This is a genomic window from Kitasatospora sp. NPDC057518, from assembly GCF_042802075.1.
In the GTDB taxonomy this organism is placed as follows: Bacteria; Actinomycetota; Actinomycetes; order Streptomycetales; family Streptomycetaceae; genus Kitasatospora.
In genome coordinates, this window is sequence record NZ_JBHVEU010000330.1 from 1 (window position 1) to 9,854 (window position 9,854).

The window sequence follows — 9,854 nt, forward strand, 5'->3', positions numbered from 1 at the left end:
CGCCCCACCCGCATCCACACACTCTGCACCCAACACGGCATCGCAACAACGGCCTGAGCCTGACCTAGATCGAATACTTCGCCAGCAGAGTCGCCGGGCCGACTTCCCGTGCGGGCCTCCGCCGTCGGCCTACAGCGCGGCGAGGTGGTCGACCAGGTCGTCGAGGCCGAGCGAGCCCAGCGACAGCGCCTTCATGTGCCAGGCCTTGAGGTCGAAGGCCGCGCCCTGCCGGCGGCGGGCGGCTTCCCGCCCCTCCAGCCAGGCGCGCTCGCCGAGCTTGTAGCCGATGGCCTGCCCGGGCCAGCCGAGGTAGCGGGCGATCTCGCTGCCGCGCATGTCGGCGGGGCTGCCGTTGTAGGTGGCCATGAACTCGGTGGCGAGCTCCGGGGTCCAGCGCTCGCCGGGGTGGAAGCCCGAGTCGGCGGGGATCGGCAGGCCCAGGTGCATGCCGATGTCGATGATCACCCGGATGGTGCGCAGCATCTGCTCGTCGAGGAAGCCGAGGCGGTGGGCGGGGTCGGTGAGGAAGCCCAGGTCGTCCATGAGGCGCTCGGCGTACAGGGCCCAGCCCTCGACGTTGGCGCTGACCATGCCCAGCGTGCTCTGGTAGCGGCTCAGCCGGTCGGCGACGGCGACCCACTGGGCGAGCTGAAGGTGGTGGCCGGGGACGCCCTCGTGGTACCAGATGCTGACGAGCTGCCAGGTCGGGAACGCGTCCCGGCCGAGCGTGGGCAGGTAGGTGCGGCCGGGCCGGCTGAAGTCCAGGCTGGGGCCGGAGTAGTACGGTGCCGCGGCACTTCCGGCGGGGGCGATCCGGGACTCCACCTTCCGCACCGGTCCGGAGATGTCGAAGTGGGTGCCGTCGAGGGCCTCGATCGCCCCGTCCATCTTCTGCTGCAGCCAGTCGCGGATCCCCTCCTCGCCCACGACCCGGTGGCCGTGCCGCTCCAGGTGGTCCATCGCGTCGAGGGCGCCGGCCCCGGGCAGCACGCGCCCCGCCTCGGCCCGCATCTCGGCGGCCGTCCGGTGGAACTCGCTCCAGGCCCAGGCGTAGGCCTCGTCCAGGTCGACGTCGGCGCCGGTGTGGTGGCGTACGGCGAGCCGGTAGCGGTCCCGGCCGACGGCGTCCGGGGTGTCGGCGGTGGCGGGGGCGTAGCTGTCGCGCAGCCAGCTGCGGAACCCGGCGACGGCGGCGGTGGCCTGGCCGGCGGCCGCGTCCAGGTCGCCGCGCAGCCGGTCGGGGCCGGGGGCGACGAAGTCGGCGAACCACCCGGCGCCGGTGCCCGCCCGCTGGTCGGTGGCCTCACCGGTCCAGGCGGTGAGCTGGTCGATCACCACGGCCGCCTGGCGGGGCGCGGCGAACAGGCCCCGGGCCATGCCCTCGGTGAGCGTCGCCCGGTAGCCGTCGAGCGCGGCGGGCACATTGCGCAGCCGCCCGGCCACGGCCGCCCAGTCGTCGTCGGTGACGGTCGGCATGTAGGTGAAGATCTCCCGCACGTGGTGCACGTGCGCGCCGATGTTGCGCAACTGGCGGAAGTTCTCGCCCGCGTCGTGCAGGGCGAGTTCAGCGGTGAGGCGCTCCCGCAGCAGCCGGGCGCAGGCCCGGTCGGCGGGGTCCTCGGTGGCGGGTGCGGTGTCGAGCGTACGGAGGGTGCGCCGGGCGATGTCGGCGAGTGCCTCGAACCCTTCCGGGGAGAGGTCCGGCTGCCGTTCGTCGCCGGGGTGCAGGCCCAACCAGGCGGCCTCCAGCGGGTCGTGTGCGGCCACCTGGTCGAGGTGGTGGTCGGCGATGGTGCGCGGGGTGATCTTTTCATCTGCCATGCGGCCATCCTGGCGCACCGTCAGAACACACCGCCGCCCGGGTGTCAGGGCCTCAGCAGTCCGCCCACCCACCAGTCGTGCGGCTGGCCGTCGTTGGCGTAGTCACGGTTGCGCAGGGTCCCCTCGACGGTGAAGCCGAGCTTCTCGGCGACGGCACGCGAGCCGGTGTTCCCGACCATGGCCCACCACTCGATGCGGTGCACGTCGATCGTGGCCCAGCCCCAGTCGCACAGGGCCCGGGCGGCCTCCACCGAGTACCCGCGTCCGCGCTGCTCCTTGACCGCCCAGTAGCCGAGCTCCCAGACGCCGCGCCGCCTGAGGCTCAGGCCGTACAGGCCGACCAGGGCTCCGGTGTCCTTGCGGAACGCGCCGAGGGTGTAGTCCTTGTCCTCCGCCCACTGGACGGGCAGCCGCTCGCCGACCAGGTGCTCCGCGTCCGCACGCCGGTAGGGCACCGGCACCGGGGTGAAGAACTGGATGTCCTTGTCCTGGCAGGCCTCGTACACCGCGTCCACGTCGGCGGGCGTGAAGGCCCGGAGCAGCAGACGGTCGGTCTCAAGCGTCACTGGATCCATCGCGGCAGTATGACCACTGTCGGCAAGCGGCGGCCAGTGAATATCCGGACCGGCCATGGAGCGCGTCAGCCCGTGGGCATGCCGATCTGGTCGCGCTCCAGGGCGGAACGCAGCTCCGCGAGGGCCTGTGCGGCGGCCGCCACGGGGGACGTCTTGAGCGCGTCCGCGGTCAGCTCGGCCAGGCACTCGGTGAAGGTCCCTTCCGCCGCGTCGACCAACTCCCGGCCGTCGTCGGTCAGTTCCAGCAGTGACGACCGGCGGTCCGAGGGGTTCGGCACGCGGGCGACCCAGCCCTGCCGCTCCAGGCGGTCGACACCTTTGCTGGTGGACCCGATGCCGACGGCGAACTCGGCCGCCAGGTCCGCCACCCGGGCCCGGGGGTGGTCGCGGAGGTGGCGCAGGAACTCGAACTGGGACGTGACGATCCCGTGCCGCTCGCGGAGACGGTCGTTGAGGGCGTTGTACAGGCGCGTCTCGCATCGGACGAGGTCGGCGAAGAAGCTCGGGAGGTCGACCGTCTCGCCGGTCACTTTAGATGCCATGGCATATAGTCTACGTTAGATGCCTCGGCATATAGTGCCGAAGAAGCCACTTGCGACAGGAGCAGCCACCATGAGCAAGGAACAGCGCGCACAGGTCGACGCGATGCTGCGGCAACCCCGGCCCGACGGCCCCCAGTCGGTCGAGGAGATCCGGGTCGGATTCGAAGCGCTGATGGCCCGGATGATCGTCCCGGACGGCCTTCGCACCACGCGGACGACGCTCGGCGACCGACCGGCGCTGTACGTCGAGCCGGGCGACGAGCTGGGCGAGGGGACACGCACCGGGACGATCCTGTACTTCCACGGCGGCGGCTGGGTGTTCGGCTCCCCCGAGACGGCGATGTCGCTGACGGGGAACCTCGTGGCCAGGACCGGGTTCAGGGCGTACTCGCTGGACTACCGGCTCGCCCCCGAGCACCCGTTCCCGGCCGGGATCGAGGACGCGCTGGGCGCCTACCGCGCCCTCCTCGACAGCGGCGAGGACCCGGCAAGCATCGCGTTCGCCGGGGACTCCGCCGGCGGCGGCCTCAGCGTCACCACCTGCCTCGCCGCCCGCGACGCCGGCCTCCCGCTGCCCGCCGCGATCGTGGCCTTCTCCCCCGGCCTCGACGCCACCAGGACGGGCGAGAGCATGGACACCAAGGCGGGCATCGACCCGATCTTCACCCGCGAGAACCTGGAACACACCGGGGCCATGTACCTCGCGGGAGCCGACCCGCACCAGCCCCTGCTCAGCCCCGCCGTCCTCGCCGACCTGACGGGCTTCCCGCCGATGCTCCTCCAGGCGGGCACCAACGAACTGCTCCTGGACGACTCCACCCGCATGGCCGCCCGCGCCCGCGCGGCCGGAGTGGACGTGGTCCTCGACATCACCGCCGACGTACCCCACGTGTTCCAGTCCTTCGCCGGCGTGCTCGACGAGGCCGACCAGGCACTGGACCGCGCGGCCCTCTTCCTCGCGCAGCACGTCCGGAAGTCCGACACCGCGGCCGGGGCGGCCCAGTAGGGCTCGGAGCCCTCCCGTCCGTACGGTCGCGACCCGGCCCGGCCCGGCCCGGCCGTCATGGTTGTGAAGGTTCTCGGCCTCCGTGTCATACGGGCAACCATGCGACCCGTGACTCCGTCCCCGGTCTCAGCCGGATGGCGCAGCTTCGGATTCTCACAGTTGTGACAGATCCTCGCGATCGCGGTGCCGCCTCTCGATGCGGTCGACCGGCGCCCTCAGGGCGGGTGAGGTCAGTTCCAGGTTGCGGTTGTCGCGCCCGGCGAGCATGTGGTCGAGCCAGCGTTCGTACCAGGCCAGGAAATCCGTGGCCGACGAGACGTTGGGGCCCCAGAAGCCGTCAGCGTTTCCGGTGACGACGCGGCCCGCCAGGGGACCTGTGATGCCGAGAAGCACCAGGTCGGAGCACCCCGCCTCGATGATGTGCAGGAACAGGTCACTTCGGTGAGACGGGCCGCCGGCGAACGTGAACCCCCGGGGGCGGCCGGGCTCCCCGTGGGGGTCCATCGTGAAGAGCCGACATGACTGCAAAGGCAGCAGGCCATAGAAAGGCGATGCCCCGCCCCCGCCCAGCATGGTCAGGAACTGGCACAGGATCCGAGAACCTACCGGCTGGGCCTCACGACAACTGGACGACCGGCATTCCGAGTTCAACCCGAGCAGCACCATGCGCAGGAAGTCGGCCGGGCCTACTTCCTGCACGCACGCCCATGCCGCCCGGCGGGTCCGGCCGGGCGGCGTGGGCGGGTCGGGCTTCAGGCCACCGGTTGGCGGTCTCGGCCAGGGCTGGGAGTTGCGGCGCGTTCATCCGGGCGGTGGGGCATCCGCAGGACGGCGACCGCGCCGCGGCCGACGACGGCGATGGCGAGGAGCAGGAGAAGGGGAAGGGCGAGGTCGATCAGGAGTCGCACGGGGCCTCGGTCCTGTCGTAGTGCCGGAGGATCGCGAGGAGGTTGAGCACGGTACTGGCGGGAGCCGTGCCGAAGCGGACCGAGACGCGGCCGTCGACCCCGACGTGGTCCGTGGCCGCGCCGGGCCAGAGGAGGCCGAACTTGCGGCCCCGCTCCTGGAGTTCGTCGAGCAGGGAGGCGACCTCCGGCTCGGTGTAGGTGCGCATGATCGCGTCGGCCGGCCCGGTCGGGCGGCGGTGGTCGGCGGTCACGCGGCGGCGTCCAGCTCGAACCAGACGGATTTGCCCGATTTGCGGGACTCCGTGCCGAAGCGGTCGGTGAGCGAGCGGACGAGACGCAGGCCCCGGCCGGAGACGGCGAGGAGGTCGGAGCCGTCCCGCCGGATCGGGACGATGGGGCTGCCGTCGCTGACCGAGACCCGGAGCACGTGGTCGAGCAGCGCGATGACGACGAGCGGCGCCGCACTGCCGCCGTGGCGCCAGGCATTGACGAACAGTTCGAGGAGCGCGACCTCGGCATCGGCGACCAGGTCGGCGTCCCACCCGGCGCGCGCCGTGAGCTCGCGCAACTCTTCGCGCGCGGCCGACCAGTCAGGGGGGAGTCCAAGGGGAGACACGAAGAAACCTCCATGGGAGTCGAGAGATGACTCCGAGCGACCGATGATCAGTCAGGGGAGTCGACCCGGAGTGCGATCGCGACGTGTGCACACGACGAAGCATCCAGCAATTGCTGTCAGTGTGCAGCCCGTCACACACAGCATGGGGCCAGGCGTCTGTGTTTGGCAACTCGTCATGATGTTTTGGATATATTCAAATCGAACGCCCAGCAGGGCCCCTACAGTGGCCATAGCCGGTGGCGAACGTGCCCGCCGGGAAGGCAGACTGGTCCACTGAAGCTCAGAGAGGGCGGGGATGGGCGGAGCAACAGGTCCGACGGTTCGGCGGAGGCAACTCGGGGCCGAACTCCGCCGCCGGAGAGAGGAAGCCGGCCTCTCGCATGAGGAAGTCACCGAAGCGCTGAGCGGGATGAGCCAGCCGAAGCTGTCCCGCCTTGAAAACGGCCGGGGTGCCACCAAGGTCGATGACGTCAAGCGACTCCTCGCCCTCTACCGGTGCGAGGACCACGAGTTGATCAACGCGCTCGTGGATCTGGCCAAGCGCGGCGCACAGCGCGGAATGTGGTGGCAAAGCTACAGCGCTGACATCGGAGAGCCGCTTGGCAACCTCATCTCGTTGGAGGCAAGCGCCTCATCGATGCGCTCCTACGAAGGCTTCTTCATCCCAGGTCTTCTTCAGACTCCCGCCTACGCGCGCGAGATCATCAGGAAGCTCACTCTCCGCCCTGGAGTCAACGTCGAGGCACTCGTCGATGTCCGCATGGCACGCCAGAGCGCGCTGACCCGAGCCGAACCGCTCGCGCTGTGGGCAGTGATAAACGAAGCCGCAATCCGGTCCGGAGTCGGCGGACCGAAGGTCATGGCTGAGCAACTCGCCAGGATCGCCGACAGAGCAAGCCAGCCCAACGTCAAGATCCAGGTGATGCCCATTGGTGCACCTGCGCACCATGGCATGGGCGGTGCCTTCTCCATCCTCGGATTTCCGCAACGGCAGGATCTCGACGTCGTCCTCGTGGAGGGCGCGTTGAACGACCTCTGGGTCGAGGACGCCGCCGATGTGGCGCTGTACTCGGCGAAGTTCGACGCCATCCGAGCGGATGCTCTGGGCCTCGACGACTCCCTCGCCCTGATCATCGAACAGAGAGACAAGCTCACATGACGTTCATCCCGAACGCAGCCACCATCGCCGCAGTCTGGCGCAAGTCATCACACAGCAATGAGTCCACGAACTGCGTCGAGTTCGCCCTGGGTGAGCCGGTCTCCTACATCCGTGACTCGAAGGACCCGTCCGGCCCCGCCCTGGCCTTCGACCGCGCGGCCCACTCCTCCTTCCTCGCCGCCGTCGCCACCGGCGAGTTCGACTTCGGGCTGCTCTGATCACCCCACAGAGAGGCAGGCTCACATGCCCATATCCCTGAACCACACCATCGTTCCGGCCGTCGACAACGAGGCGGCAGCCCGCTTCTTCGCCTCCGTCATGGGCCTCGACTACCAGGGCGCCGACCGGCACTTCGCGCCGGTGCGGGTCAACGACTCCCTCACCCTGGACTTCATGACCGTCGAGGACCCGGTCGGCCATCATCTGGCCTTCGACGTGGACCCGGCCTCCTTCGACGGGATCCTCTCCCGGCTCCGCGAGGCCGACGTGCCTTTCGGCGACGATCCCCGCGAGCCCGGCAACGGCCGGACCGACCACCCCTTGTGCCCTCGCGGGCTGTACTTCACCGACGAAGCCGGGAACCTCTACGAGGTCATGTCCCCCGCGTGAACTCCCCCGCTCCACGCGGTGCCCCGCCCACCCGGGCGGGGCACCGTCATGCCGCTAGATGAGCCCGCGCCGCATGGCGTACCCCACCGCGTGGGCCCGGTTGCGGAGGCCGAGGCGGGTGATGATCTCGTGCAGCACGTTCTTCACCGTGCGCTCCGAGTACGACGTCTTGGCGGCGATCTCGCTGGTGTCGAAGCCCTCCGCCACCAGCTTCAGCATCTCCGCCTCCCGTGCAGTTAACGTCGAGAGGGTCAGGCCCCGCCCGTCGAGCATGGTGCGCTGGAGGATGCCGATCCGGTCGAGCAGTTCGCCGAGCAGGTCGCCGGGCATCACGCCCTCGCCGTTGGCCAGGGCGGTGATGAGGTTCACCAGCCGGTCCTGGTCGGCTTCCGAGCGGCGCAGCACGGCGGCGACCCCGTTCTCCACGATGGTCTGCAGCCCGCCGGCCTCGAAGTGGCCCACCACCAGGCCTATCCGGCCGGTGGTGGCGAGTCGCAGCCGCCGCAGGTGTTCGGTCACCGTCTCCGTCAGCGCGTCGACCACCAGCAGGGAGACCTCGGCCTGCCCGGCCTCGCTCTCGTTCAGCAGGACGACCTCGGGCCGCTGGCGCAGCTGTTGGACCACGCCGGTCTGCAGGATGAGGTCCTCCGCGTAGACCGCCACCCGCACCTGGCTGGGCCTGCCGCGGAGTTGGGCGGGTACGCGCGGGACGGCGGCGCCGGCGGGCTTCGGTGCCACCGTGGTGCGGCGGGCTGTGACGGCTTCCTCACGGGTTGTATCGGTCGACGTCATCGAACTGCTCCATTCTGCAAGTGCCTGCGAGGGTGACGGCCGGGCGCCGCGGGGCGGTGCCGGCCGGGGGCTTGGGGGCGGGTCACGTGGAGCCGGGCCGGGCCCGCGACGGGACCGGGCGGGGTCTCCGGTCGGTCCGTACGGGCAAGGGGTGTGGCCCCCAGCTTGCCCGTACGGCCCTCTTCTCCGGCGCGGTACGGCCCTACCGTCACGCTATGACCACATCCGCCGAACTCGGCCTGCCAGCACTCACGGTGGCCCCCGGTGGCGTGGCCACCACGACCCTGACGGTCCGCAACGACCTCGACATCGTCGAGGCTTACACGTTCGAGGTGGTCGGCGACTGTGCCGGCTGGACGAAGGTGGAGCCGGCCCGGGTCTCGCTGTACCCGGGGACGTCCGAGACCGTGACGGTCCGGCTGGCCCCGCCGCGCTCCCCCGCCACCCGGGCCGGCGAGTTCCCGCTCGGCATCCGGGTGCTGCCGGTCGAGCGCCCCGACCTGGTGACGGTGCCGGAGGCCACGGTCACCGTGACGCCGTTCCAGGAGCTTCAGGCCGCGCTGGCCCCGCGCCGTCGCCGCGGCTGGCTGCGCGGGCGCTACCGGGCCTCGGTGCGCAACCTCGGCAACGCGCCGACCGGTGTGACGTTCACTCCGGGACAGGCCGGTGAGGACCTGCGGTTCCGGGTCACGCCGGAGAAGCTGCGGCTGGAGCCCGGCGAGTCCGGGGAGGTGCGGGTGCAGGCACGCACCCGCAAGCTGATCTGGTTCGGCAAGCAGGCGACCTGGCCGTTCGAGGTGACGGTGGGCCCGGAGGAGCGGGCGGACGGCAAGGAGGCGAAGGACGGCAAGCCCGGCAAGGACGCGAAGGAGGAGAAGGCGCCGGAGGCCGCACCGGGCACCGCGCAGCCGCCCGTCCAGAAGCCGCTGCTGGACGGCGAGTTCCTCCAGCTGCCGATCTTCCCGAAGTGGCTGCTCGCACTGCTGGCGGCGCTGATCGCGCTGCTGCTGGCCTGGTTCGCCCTGGTCCGTCCGGCGGTGCGCAGCTCCGCGAAGCAGGCGGCCGAGAAGGCCGTCGCCCAGCAGATCGCCACCCCGGCCCCGCCCGCCGGCGTTCCGGCCGGTGACACACCGGGCAGCCCCGGCACCGGGAGCACCCCTGGCGGCCAGACCAAGCCGGGCGCCGGGAAGCCGACCACCGGCCCGGGCAGCCAGGGCGGTCCGGGCGGCCTGGCGGTGCCGGGGACCGGCCAGCAGAGCTCCGCCGCGATCGACGTCGTGACCGAGACCGGAACCGCCAAGACCGGCAGTTACCAGGTGCCGCACGGCAAGGTCTTCGACATCACCGACCTCGTGGTCGCCAACTTCCAGGGCGACCAGGGGCTGGTGACCATCATGGCCGGCAACACGACCATCACCACGATCGCCTTGGAGACCTTCCGCAACCAGGACTACCACTGGGTGACTCCCCTCCAGGTCCCCGAGGACCAGGCCGTGACCGCGAACGTGACCTGCGAGGTGCCGGGCACCCCGGCCTCGGGCAAGCAGGCGCCCACGTGCCACGAACTCCTCAACGTCAGCGGGACCCTGAGCGACATCCGGCAAGGAAACTGAGCGTTTCCAGGCCGTTCGTCTCCGAATTCCCGCTCCTCCCCCACGTCCCCCTCACGTCTCGTGACCATGTCAATACCCGACGGACACTGTTGCATCGTGCACCCGTCCGAACCAAACCGACCCGCCCGTAACCTGCTGTGATCTGCCCCTGAGGGCAACCGGCCTGGTCCCTGAGGGCAACCGGGCCGCCCCCACGGGCGGTTCGGGATGCCC

12 protein-coding genes are annotated in these 9,854 nt (G+C 70.8%); 5 read left to right on the forward strand and 7 right to left on the reverse strand.

Features of this window, described 5'->3' with window-relative positions; genetic code table 11:
- Window positions 1-129 precede the first annotated feature (129 nt).
- The 3 genes from ACFU7Z_RS28095 to ACFU7Z_RS28105 form a co-directional block, all read right to left on the reverse strand.
- Window positions 130-1,821: a DUF885 domain-containing protein gene (locus ACFU7Z_RS28095; protein ID WP_380780456.1), complete on the reverse strand. Its 1,692-nt coding sequence runs from the start codon at window positions 1,819-1,821 to the stop codon at window positions 130-132.
- 44 nt (window positions 1,822-1,865) lie between these two features.
- The gene (locus tag ACFU7Z_RS28100) at window positions 1,866-2,396 is read right to left on the reverse strand and encodes a GNAT family N-acetyltransferase (protein ID WP_380780459.1); all 531 of its coding nucleotides are present in this window, start codon (window positions 2,394-2,396) and stop codon (window positions 1,866-1,868) included.
- Window positions 2,397-2,461: 65 nt separating this feature from the next.
- Complete coding sequence (locus ACFU7Z_RS28105) at window positions 2,462-2,938, reverse strand: MarR family winged helix-turn-helix transcriptional regulator (RefSeq protein ID WP_380780463.1); 477 nt, start codon at window positions 2,936-2,938, stop codon at window positions 2,462-2,464.
- 70 nt (window positions 2,939-3,008) lie between these two features.
- Between ACFU7Z_RS28105 and ACFU7Z_RS28110 the strand changes: the two genes are divergently transcribed.
- Window positions 3,009-3,944: an alpha/beta hydrolase gene (locus ACFU7Z_RS28110; protein WP_380780465.1), complete on the forward strand. Its 936-nt coding sequence runs from the start codon at window positions 3,009-3,011 to the stop codon at window positions 3,942-3,944.
- Between the two features lie 153 nt (window positions 3,945-4,097).
- Here ACFU7Z_RS28110 and ACFU7Z_RS28115 read toward each other — a convergent pair whose 3' ends face one another.
- The 3 genes from ACFU7Z_RS28115 to ACFU7Z_RS28125 all read right to left on the reverse strand — a co-directional run bounded on the left by ACFU7Z_RS28115 (window position 4,098) and on the right by ACFU7Z_RS28125 (window position 5,468).
- The gene (locus ACFU7Z_RS28115) at window positions 4,098-4,610 is read right to left on the reverse strand and encodes a hypothetical protein (RefSeq protein WP_380780467.1); all 513 of its coding nucleotides are present in this window, start codon (window positions 4,608-4,610) and stop codon (window positions 4,098-4,100) included.
- Window positions 4,611-4,839: 229 nt separating this feature from the next.
- A complete protein-coding gene (locus ACFU7Z_RS28120; protein WP_074002710.1) occupies window positions 4,840-5,103 on the reverse strand; it encodes a hypothetical protein in 264 nt (87 codons plus the stop codon).
- On the reverse strand, window positions 5,100-5,468 hold the full coding sequence (locus ACFU7Z_RS28125; RefSeq protein ID WP_074002711.1) for an ATP-binding protein: 369 nt from the start codon (window positions 5,466-5,468) through the stop codon (window positions 5,100-5,102). The genes ACFU7Z_RS28120 and ACFU7Z_RS28125 overlap by 4 nt, the downstream gene beginning before the upstream one ends.
- Window positions 5,469-5,763: 295 nt before the next feature.
- On the opposite strand from ACFU7Z_RS28125, the gene ACFU7Z_RS28130 reads away from it, so the two are divergent.
- From ACFU7Z_RS28130 to ACFU7Z_RS28140, 3 genes are read left to right on the forward strand one after another with little or no spacing between them, the layout of a single operon-like run.
- Entirely contained in the window at window positions 5,764-6,627 is an 864-nt protein-coding gene (locus tag ACFU7Z_RS28130) for a helix-turn-helix transcriptional regulator (protein ID WP_074002712.1), read from the forward strand.
- Window positions 6,624-6,845, forward strand: coding sequence for a DUF397 domain-containing protein (locus ACFU7Z_RS28135; RefSeq protein ID WP_074002713.1), 222 nt, complete (start codon window positions 6,624-6,626; stop codon window positions 6,843-6,845). The genes ACFU7Z_RS28130 and ACFU7Z_RS28135 overlap by 4 nt, the downstream gene beginning before the upstream one ends.
- A gap of 25 nt (window positions 6,846-6,870) precedes the next feature.
- Window positions 6,871-7,236 carry a VOC family protein gene (locus tag ACFU7Z_RS28140; protein WP_380780470.1) on the forward strand — a complete coding sequence of 122 codons (366 nt, stop codon included), beginning with the start codon at window positions 6,871-6,873 and terminating at the stop codon, window positions 7,234-7,236.
- Between the two features lie 54 nt (window positions 7,237-7,290).
- On the opposite strand, the gene ACFU7Z_RS28145 is transcribed toward ACFU7Z_RS28140, so the two are convergent.
- Window positions 7,291-8,028: a response regulator transcription factor gene (locus ACFU7Z_RS28145; RefSeq protein WP_079272162.1), complete on the reverse strand. Its 738-nt coding sequence runs from the start codon at window positions 8,026-8,028 to the stop codon at window positions 7,291-7,293.
- Between the two features lie 215 nt (window positions 8,029-8,243).
- Between ACFU7Z_RS28145 and ACFU7Z_RS28150 the strand changes: the two genes are divergently transcribed.
- Window positions 8,244-9,641 carry a hydrolytic protein gene (locus tag ACFU7Z_RS28150; protein ID WP_380780472.1) on the forward strand — a complete coding sequence of 466 codons (1,398 nt, stop codon included), beginning with the start codon at window positions 8,244-8,246 and terminating at the stop codon, window positions 9,639-9,641.
- Window positions 9,642-9,854 lie beyond the last annotated feature (213 nt).